The sequence below is a fragment of the Mycobacterium sp. E1715 genome, from assembly GCF_001667625.1.
GTDB lineage: Bacteria > Actinomycetota > Actinomycetes > Mycobacteriales > Mycobacteriaceae > Mycobacterium.
This window is the reverse complement of the sequence record NZ_LZJJ01000520.1, coordinates 1-17,527: the sequence shown is the minus strand read 5'-3', so window position 1 is coordinate 17,527 and position 17,527 is coordinate 1. Positions and strand designations below refer to the sequence as shown.

General features: G+C 68.0%; 16 protein-coding genes and 1 pseudogene. 9 read left to right on the top strand and 8 right to left on the bottom strand.

Going from position 1 to position 17,527, the window contains the following annotated elements:
- Positions 1–661, bottom strand: a pseudogene (locus A9X03_RS25555) (lipid-transfer protein); the annotation flags it as partial.
- Positions 662–677: 16 nt separating this feature from the next.
- Positions 678–1,673 (bottom strand): Zn-ribbon domain-containing OB-fold protein, encoded by a 996-nt coding sequence (locus A9X03_RS25550; protein ID WP_067783594.1) that lies wholly within the window; start codon positions 1,671–1,673, stop codon positions 678–680.
- A 65-nt stretch (positions 1,674–1,738) separates the two neighbouring features.
- On the opposite strand from A9X03_RS25550, the gene A9X03_RS25545 reads away from it, so the two are divergent.
- Genes A9X03_RS25545 through A9X03_RS25535 form a run of 3 tightly spaced genes read left to right on the top strand, consistent with a single transcriptional unit; the run spans position 1,739 to position 4,720 of the window.
- Positions 1,739–2,770: an LLM class F420-dependent oxidoreductase gene (locus A9X03_RS25545; protein WP_067755619.1), complete on the top strand. Its 1,032-nt coding sequence runs from the start codon at positions 1,739–1,741 to the stop codon at positions 2,768–2,770.
- 43 nt (positions 2,771–2,813) lie between these two features.
- Positions 2,814–3,530 (top strand): acetoacetate decarboxylase family protein, encoded by a 717-nt coding sequence (locus A9X03_RS25540; protein WP_067755615.1) that lies wholly within the window; start codon positions 2,814–2,816, stop codon positions 3,528–3,530.
- 2 nt (positions 3,531–3,532) lie between these two features.
- Entirely contained in the window at positions 3,533–4,720 is a 1,188-nt protein-coding gene (locus A9X03_RS25535) for a cytochrome P450 (protein ID WP_156746676.1), read from the top strand.
- A 64-nt stretch (positions 4,721–4,784) separates the two neighbouring features.
- On the opposite strand, the gene A9X03_RS25530 is transcribed toward A9X03_RS25535, so the two are convergent.
- Together A9X03_RS25530 and A9X03_RS25525 are read right to left on the bottom strand one after the other, a co-directional pair.
- On the bottom strand, positions 4,785–5,627 hold the full coding sequence (locus tag A9X03_RS25530) for a hypothetical protein (protein ID WP_068263618.1): 843 nt from the start codon (positions 5,625–5,627) through the stop codon (positions 4,785–4,787).
- A 115-nt stretch (positions 5,628–5,742) separates the two neighbouring features.
- Positions 5,743–6,555: a crotonase/enoyl-CoA hydratase family protein gene (locus A9X03_RS25525; protein WP_068263617.1), complete on the bottom strand. Its 813-nt coding sequence runs from the start codon at positions 6,553–6,555 to the stop codon at positions 5,743–5,745.
- Positions 6,556–6,619: 64 nt separating this feature from the next.
- On the opposite strand from A9X03_RS25525, the gene A9X03_RS25520 reads away from it, so the two are divergent.
- The 4 genes from A9X03_RS25520 to A9X03_RS25505 are packed head-to-tail and all read left to right on the top strand — an operon-like array spanning position 6,620 to position 11,420.
- Positions 6,620–8,260 carry an acyl-CoA synthetase gene (locus A9X03_RS25520; RefSeq protein WP_067758857.1) on the top strand — a complete coding sequence of 547 codons (1,641 nt, stop codon included), beginning with the start codon at positions 6,620–6,622 and terminating at the stop codon, positions 8,258–8,260.
- A complete protein-coding gene (locus A9X03_RS25515; protein WP_067758854.1) occupies positions 8,257–9,024 on the top strand; it encodes a fructosamine kinase family protein in 768 nt (255 codons plus the stop codon). The genes A9X03_RS25520 and A9X03_RS25515 overlap by 4 nt, the downstream gene beginning before the upstream one ends.
- 24 nt (positions 9,025–9,048) lie before the next feature.
- A complete protein-coding gene (locus A9X03_RS25510; protein ID WP_068263613.1) occupies positions 9,049–9,873 on the top strand; it encodes an amidohydrolase family protein in 825 nt (274 codons plus the stop codon).
- Positions 9,870–11,420 (top strand): acetolactate synthase large subunit, encoded by a 1,551-nt coding sequence (locus A9X03_RS25505; RefSeq protein ID WP_067888708.1) that lies wholly within the window; start codon positions 9,870–9,872, stop codon positions 11,418–11,420. Before A9X03_RS25510 ends, A9X03_RS25505 begins: the two co-directional genes overlap by 4 nt.
- Here A9X03_RS25505 and A9X03_RS25500 read toward each other — a convergent pair.
- The 4 genes from A9X03_RS25500 to A9X03_RS25485 form a co-directional block, all read right to left on the bottom strand.
- The gene (locus A9X03_RS25500) at positions 11,406–12,119 is read right to left on the bottom strand and encodes a serine hydrolase (protein WP_067888711.1); all 714 of its coding nucleotides are present in this window, start codon (positions 12,117–12,119) and stop codon (positions 11,406–11,408) included. The two genes, A9X03_RS25505 and A9X03_RS25500, sit on opposite strands and share 15 nt — an antisense overlap.
- Positions 12,120–12,440: 321 nt before the next feature.
- A complete protein-coding gene (gene fadD17, locus A9X03_RS25495; protein ID WP_068263622.1) occupies positions 12,441–13,988 on the bottom strand; it encodes a long-chain-fatty-acid--CoA ligase FadD17 in 1,548 nt (515 codons plus the stop codon).
- 4 nt (positions 13,989–13,992) lie between these two features.
- Positions 13,993–15,090: an acyl-CoA dehydrogenase family protein gene (locus A9X03_RS25490; protein WP_067888714.1), complete on the bottom strand. Its 1,098-nt coding sequence runs from the start codon at positions 15,088–15,090 to the stop codon at positions 13,993–13,995.
- Positions 15,091–15,116: 26 nt separating this feature from the next.
- The gene (locus A9X03_RS25485; RefSeq protein WP_067760390.1) at positions 15,117–16,298 is read right to left on the bottom strand and encodes an acyl-CoA dehydrogenase; all 1,182 of its coding nucleotides are present in this window, start codon (positions 16,296–16,298) and stop codon (positions 15,117–15,119) included.
- A gap of 201 nt (positions 16,299–16,499) precedes the next feature.
- Between A9X03_RS25485 and A9X03_RS25480 the strand changes: the two genes are divergently transcribed.
- Positions 16,500–16,691, top strand: a complete 192-nt coding sequence (locus A9X03_RS25480; RefSeq protein ID WP_067280870.1) for a ferredoxin — start codon at positions 16,500–16,502, stop codon at positions 16,689–16,691.
- A 43-nt stretch (positions 16,692–16,734) separates the two neighbouring features.
- Positions 16,735–17,527 (top strand): 3-oxoacyl-ACP reductase (locus tag A9X03_RS25475; RefSeq protein ID WP_067784746.1); only part of this gene is annotated, 793 nt, incomplete at its 3' end.

Here is a 17,527-nt window from a genome sequence, read left to right as displayed (position 1 = left end):
GGCCTGCCGCTATACCGTCGCGCCGCTGTGGCCGGACTCGATCTCGATGGCCGGGCTGCAGGCCCGCATGGGGCTCGACAACGGCAAGTGGACCGAAGAGCAGATGGCGCGCGTCGCGTTCGACTCCTTCGCCAACGCGCGCCGGGTCGACAAGGTGGAGGGGTCGATCAGCGTGGCCGAGCTGCTCGAGCGGCCGTTCTTCGCCGAGCCCCATGCGGGCCTGCAGCCCGGCCATCGAGATCGAGTCCGGCCACAGCGGCGCGACGGTATAGGGATCGGTCTGCCGGGACAGGATCTGGCGCAGAATTCCGGCCGAGGACTTGCCGAACCCGTACACCAGCGCGGTGTCGACCTCGCCGGTCAGGATCTTGATGTAGGCCTCGTAGAGGGCCCACGCCGCGTCCATCTCGACGTGCGATTCGTTGATCGGCGGCACTGCGCCGATCGAGTCGATCGCCGAGATGAACGAGAATGCCCGCCCGGCAAGGTAATCGGAGGATCCCGAGCACCAGAAGCCGATGTCGGCCTTCGTGATACCCAGGTCCTCGTAGAGCTGGGCGAAGCACGGCATCAACATCTCGACGCCGTTGGTGGTGCCGTCTGTGCGGCGTACGTGTGGGGCGTGGGCGAAGCCGACGACCGCAACGTTGCGAGCGCTCATGTGGTAGGTGTGCCCTTTACAGGTGGTGCTTGTAGGTGTCGTAGTCGGCGTCGGGTTCCCCTGTCGGCCGGAAGTACTCGATGTTGTCGATGCCAAAGCCCCACTCTTCGCGGGGTTTCCACACCGCCTCGACGCGCATACCCATCCGCACCTCGTGCGCGTCGATGTCGGCGACCAGATGCAGGAAGGGAATGTCGGCACCGTCGAGCAGCACGTAGGCCGCCACGTAGGGCGGTTTGATGCGCTGACCCTGGAACGGGATGTTGATGATCGCGAACGTCGTGACGGTGCCCTTGTCGGGCAGCTCCACGAATTCCGTGGTGGGTTGGCCGGTGGCCGGGTCCGCGCCGTGCGGCGGGAAATACACCTTGCCCTTCTCGCCGGTACGCGCGCCCAGCAGCTTGCCCTGCGCGATGGCCCGCAGGTAGGCGCTTTCCTCGTGGGAGGCGGTGTGCTGAATCGTCAGCGAGATCGGCGTGACGATCATGGTCACCGGATCTTGTTCGCCCGCGGGCAGTTCGGACACCGGCTCGGCTTCCTCACCGAGCTCGAAGTACGCGATGTCGGTGATGGCGCCCACCGGCTCGTCGGCCCAGTGCACATGGACCCGGGAGCCCGTCGTGATGGCTCCTGGGCTGCCGGCGTCCACGGCGTGCATCAGCGGGGTGTCCGCGCCGTCGAGCTTGATCAGCGCCCAGGCGAACGGACGGTCCAGGGGCTGACCCTCCACCGGATCCGGTTGCCACGTCCAGGAAACGACGGTGCCGACGCTGGACACCGGCACCATCTCGCCCAGCGGCTCGTAGGTGACCGGGTCGTATTCCGCCGGCGGCACGTGTACCCGGCCATCGGATCCGCGCACTCCCAGGACGTGGCGCTCACGCAGTGCGGTGAAGAACTTGCTCAACGTGGGGCCGACCGAACGGGTGTAGTCGAAAGACAACGTCAGCGGCGCGGAGAGCGGTGGCTCAGTGGGATCCGTCAAGGTCGGGCTGCTCGAACTGGCTGTCACGCCATCGAGTAGAACAGGTTCTAAGAACTGTTTCAACATCGGGTCCTCGGAAGGGTTCAGTGACTATGAAGCTGGGATTGCAGCTCGGGTATTGGGGCGCTCAGCCGCCGGAGAACCACGCGGAGCTCGTCGCCGCCGCCGAGGAAACCGGATTCGACGCCGTCTTCACGGCCGAAGCGTGGGGATCGGATGCCTACACGCCGCTGGCGTGGCTGGGCTCGTCGACACACCGGCTGCGACTGGGCACCTCGGTGATTCAGCTGTCCGCGCGGACCCCGACGGCGACCGCAATGGCCGCGCTGACGCTCGACCATCTGTCCGGGGGCCGGCACATCATCGGCCTCGGCGTCTCGGGCCCGCAGGTGGTCGAGGGCTGGTACGGCCGGCCGTTCCCCAAGCCGCTGGCCCGTACCCGTGAATACGTCGACATCATGAGGCAGGTGTGGGCCCGCGAGAAGCCGGTCACCAGCGACGGCCCCCACTACCCGTTGCCGCTGACCGGCGAGCAGACGACCGGGCTGGGCAAGCCCCTCAAGCCCATCACCCACCCGCTGCGCCCCGACATCCCGATCATGCTGGGCGCCGAGGGGCCGAAGAACGTGGCCCTGGCCGCCGAGATCTGCGACGGCTGGCTGCCGATCTTCTACACGCCGCGGATGGCGGACACCTACAACGAATGGCTCGACGAAGGGTTCGCGCGGCCCGGGGCGCGCCGCAGCCGCGACGACTTCGAGATCTGCGCGACCGCCAACATCGTCATCACCGACGACCGCCCCGCGGCGTTCGCGGCCATGAAGCCCTACATCGCGCTCTACATGGGTGGGATGGGCGCCGAGGACACCAACTTCCACGCCGACGTCTACCGGCGGATGGGCTACGCCGAGGTGGTCGACGAGGTCACCAAGCTGTTCCGCAGCAACCAGAAGGACAAGGCCGCCGAGATCATCCCCGACGAGGTGATCGACGACGCCGCGATCGTCGGTGATATCAACTACGTCCGTGAGCAGGTCAAGGTCTGGGAAGCCGCCGGCGTCACCATGATGGTGGTCAACGGACGCAATGAGGCGCAGATCAGGGAGCTCGCCACGCTGATCTAGCCGATCCTTGCCAGGGGATTAGAACGCGTTCTAGTGTGGCCCGATGACAGCCTCGCAGCACACCATCGCGGGCACGGTACTGACCATGCCGGTGCGGATCCGCCAGGCAAATCAGCACATGGCGATGTTCTCCGTCGACGCCGACGCCGCGCAGCAGATGATCGACTACAGCGGCCTGCAGGTCTGCCGCTACCTGCCCGGTCGCGCGATCGTGGTCCTGATGCTGATGCATTACCTCGACGGCGACCTGGGCCAGTATCACGAGTTCGGCACCAGCGTCATGGTCAACCCGCCCGGCTCGAAGGCCAGCGGGCTACGAGCGCTGCAGTCGGCCGGCGCCTTCATCCATCACCTGCCCGTCGACCAGGCGTTCACCTTGGAGGCGGGCACCAAGATCTGGGGTTACCCGAAGGTGATGGGCGACTTCACCGTTCGGGAGGGGCGCCGGTTCGGTTTCGACCTCAGCATCGACGGCCAGCCGGTGATTGGCATGGATTTTCGCCCCGGCCTGCCGTTCCGGCTGACCCCCCGCCAGCAGGCGCAGACCAGTTACTCACACCGCGACGGCGTCACCCGCGAGACCGCCTTCGAACACACGCTGGACGGTGTGCACACCCGGTTCGGCGGCGTGCGGATCCGGCTTGGTGATCACCCGTATGCGAAAGAGCTTGCGTCGCTAGGCCTTCCAAAACGCGCTTTGGTGTCCAGTTCCGCTCAGAACGTCCAAATGACCTTCGGTGATGCCCAGGAGATCTCATGACGATGACCAGACCCGATGTGGATCTGACCGACGGTGCCTTCTACGCGGGCGATTCGCGGTCCGTCTACCGATGGATGCGCGAGCACGAGCCGGTCTTCCGGGACCGCAAGGGATTGGCCGCCGCGTCGACCTATCAGGCCGTGATCGAGGCCGAACGCAACCCCGAGCTGTTCTCCAACGCCGGCGGCATCCGCCCCGACCAAGACGGCGTCGAGATGATGATCGAGATGGACGATCCGCAACATCTGCTGCGCCGCAAGCTCGTCAACTCCGGCTTCACCCGCAAGCGCGTGAAAGACCTTGAAGCCAAGATCTTTTCGCTGTGTGACACGCTGATCGACGCGGTGTGCGAACGCGGCGAATGCGACTTCGTCTGGGACCTTGCCGCGCCCCTGCCGATGGCCGTGATCGGCGACATGCTCGGCGTGCGTCCCGAGGAGCGCAAGATGTTCCTCAAGTGGTCCGACGACCTGGTCAGCTTCTTGAGCAGCACCGCGGCGGAGTCCGATTTCCAGGTCACCATGGACGCTTTCGCGGCCTACAGCCAGTACATGATGGGCATGATCGAGGCCCGCAAGTCCGAGCCGACCGACGACCTGGTCAGTGTCCTGGTGCACGCGGAGGTCGAGGGCTCACGGCTCGAGGACCACCAGATCGTCACCGAGGTGCTGCTGCTGTTGATCGGCGGCGACGAGACCACGCGCCACACGCTGTCCGGCGGGACCCGGCAGCTGCTGCTGCACCCGGATCAGCACCGGCGCCTGGCGGGCGACCTGAGCCTGCTGCCCAACGCGATCGAGGAGATGTTGCGCTGGACCGCGCCGGTGAAGAACATGGCACGCACCATCACCGCCGACACCGAGTTCCACGGCACCCAGCTGCGCCAGGGCGAGAAGATGATCCTGCTGTTCGAGTCGGCGAACTTCGACGAGAAGGTGTTCGACGATCCGGAATCATTCGACATCGCGCGTTATCCGAACAACCACCTCGCCTTCGGCTTCGGGACGCACTTCTGCCTCGGGAACCAGCTAGCCCGGCTGGAGCTGTCCATCATGCAGACCCGGCTGCTGCAGCGCCTGCCGGACATGCGGCTGGCCTCGGAGGCCGACCTGCCCCTGCGGCCGGCCAACTTCGTCTCCGGCCTGGAGAAGATGCCGGTCGCGTTCACGCCGAGCGCACCGCTGGGGTAGGCGCCTTGGCTCGTCGCCGAGCGTGCAACTGTTGCGAGAAAACGGCGCAAAACTCGCGACAGCTTCACGCTCGGCGGCGCCATGCGTCGGCCACCCGCGCCAGGATGCCGCCTTGTGTGTCTGCCGACGTGACCCGAATGGCTATCCAGCCCACGTCCTGCAGCGCTTCGAATCGAGCGATATCCCTGCGGAATTGCCTGCGATCCGTCCGATGGTGGTCACCCTCGTACTCGAGGGCGATTTTGACGTCTTCCCAACCAAGGTCGATAACCGCGACAAGCTCGCCATGTTCGCCGCAGACGGGAATCTGGGTCTGCGGTGGAGGGTATCCGGCTTCGATGACCGTCAGTCGCAGCCACGTTTCCCGGGATGACTGCGCACCGGCATCGACAAGCTCGAGCGCGCGCCTGGCCCGCCGGATGTTCCGGTGGCCCTTGTAGCGTTCCGCAATTAATTCGGCATCGGCGACCTTTAGTCGGGTTGCCCGAGCCAGGGCGTCGAGCGCAGCGACGGCCGTACCGACCGGATTGCGACAGGCTAGGTCGAATGCCGTGCGCGCCGGGGTCGTTACTGACATGCCCTGGATCGTCGTGCTTTCGTCGTCTTCGATGCGGTCAGCCCAGGTGCGGACATGTGTTGGCGCGTGGCGATTCTGGTAGATGAGTTCGGCCGGCGCCTGGGCATCGACCCATTTGGCGCCGTGTAGCGCCGCGGCCGACCGGCCGGCGAGGACCCCGCGCCGCCGTGACCACAACCACGCCGCCTCGGCACGCACCACGGCGGTGACCTCCGCATCGCGGGGCACGTACACGTCGCGGTGCATCGCCACGAACCTGCCGGTGCGTAAGGCGTACGGCGTCACCAGCCCGGACGCGACCGCCTCGCTACCGAGAAATGGCTTTCCCATCCCGCGGAGTATGCCGAGGGGCACCGACGGGTCGTCCAGTGTGAAGCCATTGCGAAAATCCGGCCGGAAGATCGCAATGGCTGCACGTTCGGCGGGGAAGGGGCGCCCGAGGGGTCTATTTGTTCTGGAAGTTGGGCTTGCGCTTCTCGGCGAACGCCCGGGGGCCTTCCTTGGCGTCGTCGGACAGGAACACCTTGATGCCGATCTGGGTGTCGATCTTGAAGGCCTCGTTCTCGTGCATGCCCTCGGTCTCGCGGATCGCCCGCAGAATCGCCTGCACGGCCAGGGGGCCGTTGTTCTCGATGATCTCGGCGATCTCGAGCGCCTTGGACAGCGCCTGCCCGTCCGGCACGACATGCCCGATCAGGCCCATCTCCTTGGCCTCGGCGGCGGTGATGTGCCGGCCGGTAAGCAGCAGGTCGCACGCGACCGTGTAGGGGATCTGTCGCACCAGGCGCACGGCCGACCCGCCCATCGGGTACAGGCTCCACTTGGCCTCCGAGATGCCGAACTTGGCGCTCTCGCCGGCGATGCGGATGTCGGTGCCCTGCAGGATCTCGGTGCCCCCGGCGATCGCGGGGCCCTCGACGGCCGCGATGAGCGGTTTGGTCAGCCGGCGACCCTTCAGCAAAGCGTCGATTCGCGACGGGTCGTAGCTGCCATCCTTGAACGACTCACCCGGCGGTTTCTTGGTTGCCGCTTTGAGGTCCATGCCGGCGCAGAAGTAGCCACCGGCCCCGGTCAGGATGCAGCAGCGGATGTCCGGGTCGTTGTCGACGCGGTCCCAGGCCTGCACCATGATTTCCATCATTTCGGTGCTCAGGGCGTTGCGGGCGTGCGGCCGGTTCAACGTCACGATCAGGGTGTGACCGCGCTGTTCGACGAGCGCGTCATGTCCCGCTTGGTCGTTTGCTGGAGCCTCGGACACAGCTACCGCCTTTCCGTCGATGAGGGGCACGAGCTTGTCAAGAAATGTAACACGTTCTAATTTAGTGGCCGTGGCCCTGAATATTGCCGATCTCGCAGAGCACGCCATCGACGCTGTGCCGGACCGTGTCGCCCTGATCTGCGGCGACGAGAAGCTCACCTACGCCCAGCTGGAGGAGAAGGCCAACCGCTTCGCCCACTACCTGATCGACCAGGGCATCAAGAAGGACGACAAGGTCGGGCTGTATTGCCGAAACCGCATCGAGATCGTCATCGCGATGCTCGGCATCGTCAAGGCCGGCGCCATCATCGTCAACGTCAACTACCGCTACGTCGAGGGGGAGTTGCGTTACCTGTTCGACAACTCCGACATGGTCGCCCTGGTCCACGAGCGCCAGTACTCCGACCGGGTCGCCAACGTGCTGCCGGACACCCCGAACGTCAAGACCATCCTCGTGGTCGAGGACGGCAGCGACAACGACTACACGCGCTACGGCGGCGTCGAATTCCACTCGGCGATCGCGGACAGCTCGCCCGAGCGCGACTTCGGCGAGCGCAGCGCCGACGACATCTACCTCCTTTACACCGGTGGCACCACCGGATTCCCGAAGGGCGTGATGTGGCGTCACGAGGACATCTACCGGGTGCTGCTCGGTGGAACCGACTTCGCCACAGGCGAATTCGTCAAGGACGAATACGACCTGGCCAAGGCCGCGGCCGCCAACCCCCCGATGATCAACTATCCGGTTCCGCCGATGATCCACGGTGCCACCCAGTCGGCCACCTGGCGGTCGGTCTTTTCGGGCCAAACCACCGTGCTGGCACCGGAATTCAACGCCGACGAGGTCTGGCGCACGATCCACGATCATAAGGTGAACATGCTGTTCTTCACCGGCGACGCGATGGCTCGGCCGTTGCTCGATGCGCTCGACAGGAAAAACGACTACGACCTGTCGTCGCTGTTCATGCTGGGCAGCACCGCGGCGTTGTTCTCGCCGAGCATCAAGGAGCGCCTGCTCGAGTTGTTGCCCAACCGGGTCATCACCGACTCCATCGGCTCGTCGGAGACCGGATTCGGCGGCACCAGCATCGTGGCGAAAGACGCCCCGCACAGTGGCGGCCCGCGCGTGACCATCGACCACCGCACGGTGGTGCTCGACGAGGACGGCAACGAGGTCAAGCCGGGCTCCGGGGTGCGCGGGTTCATCGCCAAGAAGGGCAACATCCCGGTCGGTTACTACAAGGACGAGAAGAAGACGGCCGAGACGTTCAAGACAATCAACGGGGTGCGCTACGCGATCCCGGGCGACTGGGCGCTCGTCGAGGAGGACGGCACCGTCACGATGCTGGGTCGCGGCTCGGTGTCGATCAACAGCGGCGGCGAAAAGATCTACCCCGAGGAGGTCGAGGCGGCGCTCAAGGGCCACCCCGACGTCTTCGACGCCCTGGTGGTCGGCGTGCCCGACCCCCGGTACGGCCAGCACGTGGCCGCCGTCGTGCAGGCGCGACCGGGCGCCCGCCCGACGCTCGCCGAACTGGACCGCTTCGTGCGCTCCGAGATCGCGGGATACAAGGTGCCCCGCAGCCTTTGGCTGGTCGACGAGGTCAAGCGCTCACCGGCCGGCAAGCCCGACTACCGCTGGGCCAAGGAGCAGACCGAGGCGCGGCCCGCCGACGACGTGCACGCCGCGCACGTAACCGCTTGACCCACTTCGTCAAGCAACACCCCGCCGCCCCCAGCGGCTACTTCGGGTGGGAGGCCGCCGGGCTGCGGTGGCTGGCCGGCGTCGACGGCGGCGTGCCCTGCGCCCAAGTGGTTTCCGTCGATCCGACGAGCCTGACCCTGGGGCGGCTTGACTCGGTGACGCCGACGCCCGAGGCGGCGCGCGCGTTCGGTGGCCGGTTGGCCGTCACGCATGATGCCGGCGCCCCCGCGTTCGGAGCGGGGCCCGAAGGATGGGACGGGCCCGGGTTCTTCGGGCCGCTTTCCCAGCCGCTGCCGATGTCGCTGCGGCGGCACAGCCGCTGGGGCGAGTTCTACGCCGAGGAGCGGCTGGCGCCGATGGCCGACCTGGCGGCGGCGCGGCTCGACGCCGCCACCCGCGACGCGATCGACTCCGTCGTCAGGCGGTGCCGCGCCGGCGATTTCGACGACGATGACCGGCCCGCCCGGTTGCATGGCGACCTGTGGGGCGGCAACGTGATGTGGACGCCCGACGGGGTGGTGCTGATCGACCCGGCCGCGCACGCCGGCCACCGCGAGAGCGACCTGGCGATGCTCGCGCTGTTCGGCTGCCCGCACTACGACACCATCGTCGACGGCTACGAGCGGGCGAGGCCCCTGCGGGCCGGCTGGCGCAACCGCATCGGGCTACACCAGCTTTTCCCGCTTTTGGCGCACGTCGTGCTGTTCGGCGGCGGGCACGCTCAGCGGACGCACGCTTGCGCCCGCGCCGCGCTGGCCCTGTAGCGCCGGCGTCTACTGTTGATCGCGATGACGGTCGATGTGTGGATGCAGCACCCCACTGCGCGGTTCCTGCGCAGCGACATGCTGGCATCCCTGCGGCGGTGGACCGGCGACGCCATCCCCGACGCCGACGTCCCGATCGAGGCGAGCATCGCGACTATGGACGCCGCCGGCGTGCGCTTCGGACTGCTCAGCGCGTGGCGCGGCCCCGGCGGCCAGGACCTGATCTCCAACGACGAGGTCGCCGAGTGGGTCAGCATGCACCCGAATCGGTTTGGCGGGCTGGCCGCGGTCGATCTCGACCGCCCGATGGAAGCGGTCCGCGAACTGCGCCGCCGCGTTCGGGACGGATTCCTGGGCCTGCGGGTGGTGCCGTGGTTGTGGAACGCACCGCCCACCGACCGCCGGTACTACCCGCTGTTCGCCGAATGCGTGGAGCTGGGGGTGCCGTTCTGCACCCAGGTGGGCCACACCGGCCCGCTACGGCCCTCGGAGACGGGCCGCCCGATTCCCTACATCGACCAGGTCGCCCTCGACTTCCCCGAGCTGGTGATCGTGTGCGGGCACGTCGGCTATCCGTGGACCGAGGAGATGGTCGCGGTCGCCCGCAAACACGAGAACGTCTACATCGACACCTCGGCGTACACGATCAAGCGGCTTCCGGACGAGCTGGTCCGGTTCATGAAAACCGGTACCGGACAAAGCAAAGTCCTGTTCGGCAGTAACTACCCGATGATGACGCACGCGCACGCCCTGGCCGGGCTGGCCGAACTCGACCTGGCCGACGAGGGCCGCCGAGAGTTCTTGCACGGCAACGCCGAGCGCGTTTTCAAACTGGAGGCAGACACGTGAACGGTGCCCAGGCCCTGATCAACACTCTGGTCGACGGCGGCGTCGACGTGTGCTTCGCCAACCCGGGCACCTCGGAGATGCACTTCGTCGCCGCGCTGGACACCGTCCCGCAAATGCGCGGCGTGCTGGCGCTGTTCGAGGGCGTCGCCACCGGGGCGGCCGACGGCTACGCCCGCATCGCCGGCCGGCCGGCGGCCGTGCTGCTGCACCTGGGCCCCGGCCTGGGTAACGGCCTGGCCAACCTGCACAACGCCCGGCGCGCTCAGGTGCCGATGGTCGTGGTCGTCGGCGACCACGCCACGTACCACAAAAAGTACGACGCCCCACTGGAATCCGACATCGACGCGCTCGCCGGAACCGTCTCCGGGTGGGTACGTCGCACCGAACGCGCCGCGGACGTCGCGTCCGATGCGGCGGAGGCGATCGCCGCGAGCCGGGCGGGCTCGCTGATCTCGACGCTGATCCTGCCCGCCGACGCGTCATGGTCGGACGGGGCGCAACCGGCCGGGACGACTCCTGCGGAGCCGGCGGGGGCCGAACCGCGGTTGGCGTTCGAGGTGATCGAGGTGCTGCGCTCGGGGGAACCCACGGTGGTGATGATCGGCGGCGACGCCACCCGCGGACCGGGCCTTGCCGCCGCCGCGCGCATCGCGCAGGCGACCGGCGCGCGGGTGTTGTGCGAGACGTTCCCGGCGCGGCTGGAGCGCGGCGCGGGCGTTCCCGCCGTCGAGCGGCTGGCCTATTTCGCCGAGGCCGCCACCGCCCAGCTGGACGGCGCCAAGCATCTGGTGCTGGCCGGTGCCAAGTCGCCGGTGTCCTTCTTCGCCTACCCGGGCATGCCCAGTGACCTCGTCCCGGCCGGCTGCGAGGTTCACCTGCTCGCCGGACACAGCGGTGCCGCCGAGGCGCTCGCCGCGGTGGCCGACGAGCTGGCGCCCGGAACCGTTGCGCCCGTTGCCGTTGCGGCGCGGCCTCAGCTGCCGACGGGTGCCCTGACGTCCGCGTCGGCGGCCGACGTGATCGGGGCGCTGCTGCCGGAGGGAGCGATCGTCGTCGACGAGTCGAACACCTCCGGCGTGCTGCTCGCCCAGGCCACCGCGGGGGCGCCGGCCCACGATTGGCTGACGTTGACCGGCGGCGCGATCGGGTACGGCATCCCGGCCGCCGTCGGCGCCGCCGTCGCCGCCCCCGATCGGCCGGTGTTCTGCCTGGAATCCGACGGCTCCGCGATGTACACGATCTCCGGGTTGTGGACTCAGGCGCGCGAAAACCTCGACGTGACCACCGTGATCTACGACAACAGCGCCTATGACATCCTGCGGATCGAGCTGGCGCGGGTGGGGGCCGGATCGGCCCCCGGGCCCAAGGCGCTCGACCTGCTCGACCTGTCAAGGCCGACAATGGATTTCGTCAAGATCAGCGAGGGAATGGGGGTGCCCGCGCGCCGCGTCAGCACCGCCGAGGAACTCGCCGACGCGCTGCGGAACGCGATGAGCGAACCCGGGCCGCACCTGATCGACGCCGTGGTGCCGTCAATAACGGGCTAGCCCCGGAAGTCGGCCGAGGACCCACTCCGACATCGTGTTGAGGACATCGACGCCCGTCTCCAACACCCCGTCGTGGACCCTGGCGGCCAGGGCCATACCCCAGTGTCCCGTCGGCGTGGGCACGATCCCGAACTGCCGCACCAGGTAGTCGCCGTGCATCCCCGGCCCCCAACCGCCTTTGGCCGCAAAGCCTTTGGCGGCCAGGCCCCAGCGATGGCCACTGCTGAGGCGCTGCATCAGGTCGATGACGTCGGACGAACCGGGGATCGACGGCAGCTCGGCGGCGAACCGGGCTTGCCGCTGCAAAGTCCACTGCGTCTGGCCGAACGCGGTATAGCCACGCCGGAGCCGGCGCGATTCCACGACCGTGGCGGTGTCACCGCCCTCGGCGATCACGCCCTGCACCCGGCGCGCCGCTTCCGCCGGATCGCCCAAACCGGACCACAGTTGCTCCGACGCGTGATTGTCGGACTCGGTGATGGCCTTGACCGCCAGGTCCTTCGCCCGCAACCAATCGCTGCGCAGCGCGGCGATCGCCAACGGCACCTTGATCGTCGACCACGCGACACCCGACCACCATCGGCCCAGCGAATACGTGCGGTCCGGCCGGGCGATAGCTATGCCGACCTCCGCCGGCACCGCGGCCGACAGCTGATCAAAGCTCGCTTCGAGCGCGGTCTCCAAGGGTCGCGAAGTCATGCGCTGATCGGACCAACCATCGCGTCTCCTTCGATCCCGGCGTCTCCGTGCAGTCAAGCATTATCGTCGACGTACCCATCGCACAGCGCGCCACGGCGGACGGCGCGTCGCTAGCCAGGCGGCAGCGGCGGCAGCGGGAGTCCCGGTTCCTGCGGCGGCGGTTCCCACGGGGCCCGTTCCGGCGTCTGCGGCGCGTAAACCAGAGGGGGTGGCGGAGGCAGGGGAGGGGGCGGTGGCACCGGGTCGGCGGCGGCGCACCCGGCGCCGAAACCTAGCGCCGCGCCGCCGAGCGACGCGAGGAGGGCCGACCCGGCGATCAACTCACGAATTTTCGGCATCTGCCGACGTTCCCCTTCCCGTTTGCGGCTGGATCCGCACCACCGGATCGTCGCAGTCGACGCCCTGCGCCGCCAACTGGCGCTTGAGCACCTTGAAGGTCACCGTGCGCGGCAATTCCGCGCTGACCCGCACGTAGGACGGCCATTGCTTGGGTCCCAAGTCGGGCTGCTCCGCGAGGAAGGCGCGGAACTTGTCGGCGTCGAACTCGGTCCCGGTGGCCATCACCAGCGCGGCCATCACCTGGTCCCCGACCACCGGGTCGGGCACCGCGTACACGGCCACCTCGGTCACGTCGGGATGCCGCAGCAGCACCCGCTCGATCGGAGCGGCGCCGAGGTTCTCACCGTCGACGCGCATCCAGTCACCCAGCCGCCCCGCGAAGTATGCGTAGCCGGCGTCGTCGCGGTAGGCGAGGTCGCCGCTGTGGTAGACCCCGCCCGCCATCCGCTCGGCCTCGGCGGCCTCGTCGTTGTAGTAACCCTCGAAGCGGCCCGCGCCGGCCGTGTTGACCAGCTCGCCGACCACGCCCACGGGGCAGGGTTCACCGGTATCGGGGTCGACGATGTCGACGCCCGCGGGAAGCGGGCCCAACGCACCATCCGGGGTGTCCGGGGTGTGCGCGATCGCCACACCGCCTTCGGTGGAACCGAATCCGTCCTGCACGACGCACCCGAACCGGCGTGCGAAGCGTTCGACATCGCGGGGCACGCCCTCGTTCCCGTACACCGCTCGCAGCGGATTGTCCGCATCGTCGGGCCGCTCGGGCGTGGCCAGTACATAGGACAGGGGCTTGCCGACGTAGTTGGCATAGGTGGCGCCGAAACGGCGGACGTCGACCAGGAAGTTGGAGGCGGAGAACTTGCGCCGCAACGCAAGTGAGCCCTGGCACGCGACCGCGACGGACCAGCCGACCAGCACCGCGTTGGAATGGAAGAGCGGCATCGACACATAACAGACGTCGTCGCGGCCGAGGTCGAAGCGCTGGGTCATCGTGATGCCCGCGATCGCCACCTTTCCGTGGCTGCACTTCACCGCCTTGGGTTCGCCGCTGGTGCCCGATGTGAAAATCAGCATGAACAGGTCTGCGGCCGTTGCGGATTGGAAGTGCGATTCGGCATCGCGATGTGCGGCCACCTCGTCGGCCCACTCGGCGGAGTCCACGTTCACGTGGTCGATGTCGCCCAGCGCGGCAGCCGAAGCCGAGTCAGCCAGCACCACCTGGCAGTCGGCATGGGCGATGTCGCGGGCCAGCGCGTCGCCGCGGCGCACCGGGTTGAGCCCCACCGGCACGATCCCGGACATGCCGGCCGCCGTCAGCATCGCCGAGAAGAACGGGGTGTTCTCGAACAGCACGCCGATGTGTGGCGGCTTCGCCGGGTCGAGGCGGTCCCGCAGCGCCGCCGCGATGGCGGCGCCGTGGCGCAGGTGATCCCGCCAGGTGGTGTACGTGTCTTCGAAGTAGATGCCCCGGTCATCGATTTCTGCCAGCGGCGCCAGCAGTTTGGTGACCGTCGGATCGGGGGGAAGCACGAATTCAGGCAGGGGTTTCCGCCAGCTCGCGGCCGATCCGGCGCAGCTGACCGGTGGCACCACCCAGCGCGAATTCAGCCTCCTTGGCGGCCAGGAAGTAACGGTGCACCGGGTGATCGGTGTCCACGCCGACGCCGCCGTGCACGTGCACGATGGTGTGCGCCACCCGGTGCCCGGCGTCGGCGGCCCAGAACGCGGCGCTGGCCACGTCGATCTCGGCGGGAACGTCCTCCGAGACCCGCCAGGCCGCCTGGGTGAGGGTGAGCCGCAAGCCCTTGATGTCGATATAGCCGTCGGCCAGCCGCTGCGACACCGCTTGGAAGCTGCCGATCGGGCGATCGAATTGTTCCCGCTCCCTGGCGTATTCGGCGGTGAGCTGCAGTCCGCGTTCGAGCACGCCCAGCTGGAAGGCGCTGCGCCCCAACGCCGCGAGCGTGTCGAGCCAGACGACAACCTCGGCGCCGCCGACCATCCGGGCACCGGCCACGTCCGCGCCGTCCAGCGCCAGGTGTCCGACGCTGCCCAGGCCGGTGGTCTCCAATGCGGTCACCGAAACCCCGGGATCGCCGGCGGCGACCAGGAAAACGGCGGTGCCGGAATCGGTCTCGGCCGGAACGAGAAACGCGTCGGCCACCGGTCCGAAGCCGACCTGGGTGCGGGTGCCGGTGAGGCGGTAGCCGTCACCGGCGCGGCTGGCCTGCACCGGGCCCTCACCCATCTCGCCCAGGAGCGCGGCGGTCAGGATCTTCTCCCCGCCGACCGCGGGAGCACCCCAATCCTGTTGCAGCTCTTCGGTGCCGAACCGAGCCAACGCGCCGGCGCCGAGCATCACCGACTCCAGGTATGGCACGGCCGCCAACTGGTGACCCAGCGCCACCAAGATCGCGACCTGCTCGAGCACCCCGAATCCGTCGCCGCCCACCGAGGTGGCCGAGGCGCTGGTCAGGATGCCGGCGTCGACGAGCTTGCCCCACAGCGCGCGGTCGAACCGTTGATCGAGCTTGTCGAGTTCACGGTGGTGCTCGGGCGTGCAAACCGAGTCCACGATCGTGTCGACCAGGCCGCCGAGATCGGTGGCCGCTTCGGTTGTCGAAAAGTCCATCGTTGTTCGTCCTTAGGGAGTGGGGCTCAGCGGTTTCGGGGCAGTCCCAGCGCGACCATGCCGATGATGTCGCGCTGCACTTCGTTGGTGCCGCCGCCGAAGGTCAGGATCAGGCACGCGCGGTGCATCCGCTCGACCCGGCCGCGCAGCAGCGCCCCGGGCGAATTCTGGCGCATGGTGGCGGCGGTCCCCAGCACCTCCATCAGCAGCCGGTAGGCCTCGGTGGCCAACTCGGTGCCGTACACCTTGGCCGCCGACGCGTCGGCCGGGTTGAGCGATTCGCCGTCCGACGACGCCAACTCCCAGTTGATGAGCTTCAGCACCTCGGCCTTCGCGTGCACGCGGGCCAGGTTGATCTGCACCCACTCGGAGTCGATCAGCCGGGCGCCGCTGGAATCCTTGGTGTTCTGGGCCCACTCCCGAACCTCCTGCAGGGCGAGGAAGATCGGCTGCGCCGAGACCAGGGCGACGCGTTCGTGGTTGAGCTGGTTGGTGACGAGCTTCCAGCCGCCGTTCTCCTCGCCGATCAGGTTGGTCACCGGCACCCGCACGTCGGAGTAATAGGTGGCGCTGGTGTCCACACCGGCCATGGTGTGTACCGGCGTCCACGAGAAGCCTTCGGCGGTGGTCGGCACGGTCAGCATCGAGATGCCGCGGTGCTTTTTGGCCTCGGGGTTCGTGCGCACCGCGAGCCAGACCCAGTCGGCGTACGCGATCAGGCTGGTCCACATCTTCTGGCCGTTGATCACGTAGTCGTCGCCGTCGCGGACCGCGGTGGTGCGCAGGTTGGCCAGGTCCGTGCCGGCGCCGGGCTCCGAATAGCCGATGGAGAAGTGCAGTTCGCCGGCCGCGATCTTGGGGAGGAAGAACTTCTTCTGCTCCTCGGTGCCGAACGCCATGATCGTCGGCGCCACGCTGTTGATCGTCAGGAACGGCACGGGCACGCCGGCGATCGCGGCCTCATCGGTGAAGATCAGCGAATCCATCGGCGAGCGGTCCTGGCCGCCGTACTCCTTGGGCCAGTTCAGCGTCAGCCAGCCGTCCTTGCCCATCTGCGCGACGGTGTCGCGGTATGCGGTGCCGGTCCCGACCTCGCCGCCGCCCGAGGAGGTCAGCGCCTCGCGACGCTCCGGCGTCATGAGCTTGGTGAAGTACGACCGCAGTTCGCGACGCAGCTCCTCCTGTTCAGGGGTGTAACTGATGCGCATCCCAGCCGTCCTTTGTTAACGTGATTCGCCTCGATTAGCCGACGTTACTCGGCCGACGACTACCCGTTCGTCTTCCCGGTTGTAACACGTTCTAGTCTGAGATTCCAGCGACCGTTTCCCTAGCAGTATCCGGGCCCTATGGTGGTCCTACATACTGATGGGGCATGTCCTCAGGTGAAGGCCAGGTGCAAGGAGGGTGCTGTGCGGGTGATCGTCGACCACGACCGGTGTGAAGGTAACGCTGTGTGCTTGGGAATCGCGCCGGATATCTTCGACCTGGACGACGAGGATTACGCCGTCGTGAAGCTGGACCCGATCCCCGCCGATCAGGAGCAGCTGGCCGAGCAGGCGATTGCCGAATGCCCGCGTGCCGCGCTGTTGCGCGGCGATTAATTCGAGCCCCACTGCGGCCTGAGAAACTAGAGGTATTCATAAATTGACTAGCAGCGCGAACGCGACCGATCTCTCCGGAAAGGTCGCGGTGGTGACGGGTGCCGCCGCGGGACTCGGCAGGGCGGAGGCCCTCGGCCTGGCCCGGCTCGGCGCGACCGTCGTCGTCAACGACATCGCCACCGCCCTGGACGCCTCCGACGTCATCGACGAGATCAACTCGGCCGGCTCCAAGGCCGTCGCGGTGGCCGGCGACATCAGCGAACGCGCAACCGCCGACGAGTTGGTCGCCCAGGCCGACGGTCTCGGTGGGCTCGACATCGTCGTCAACAACGCGGGCATCACCCGCGACCGGATGCTGTTCAACATGTCCGACGAGGAGTGGGATCTGGTCATCGCGGTGCATCTGCGCGGCCACTTCCTGCTGACCCGCAACGCCGCCACCTACTGGCGGTCGAAGGCCAAGGACGCGGGCGGAACCGTGTTCGGCCGCCTGGTCAACACCGCGTCCGAGGCGGGGTTGGTCGGCCCGGTGGGTCAGGCCAACTACGGCGCGGCCAAGGCCGGCATCATCTCGCTCACCCTGACGGCCGCGCGGGCGCTGGGCCGCTACGGCGTGTGCGCCAACGCGATCTGTCCGCGCGCCCGCACCGCGATGACGGCCGACGTCTTCGGTGCGGCGCCGGAAGTGGAGGCGGGTGGCATCGACCCGCTGTCGCCCGAGCACGTGGTCAGCCTGGTCAAGTTCCTGTCATCTCCGGCGGCCGCGGAAGTCAACGGGCAGGTGTTCATCGTGTACGGGCCGCAGGTGACCCTGGTTGCCGCGCCCACGGCGGAGC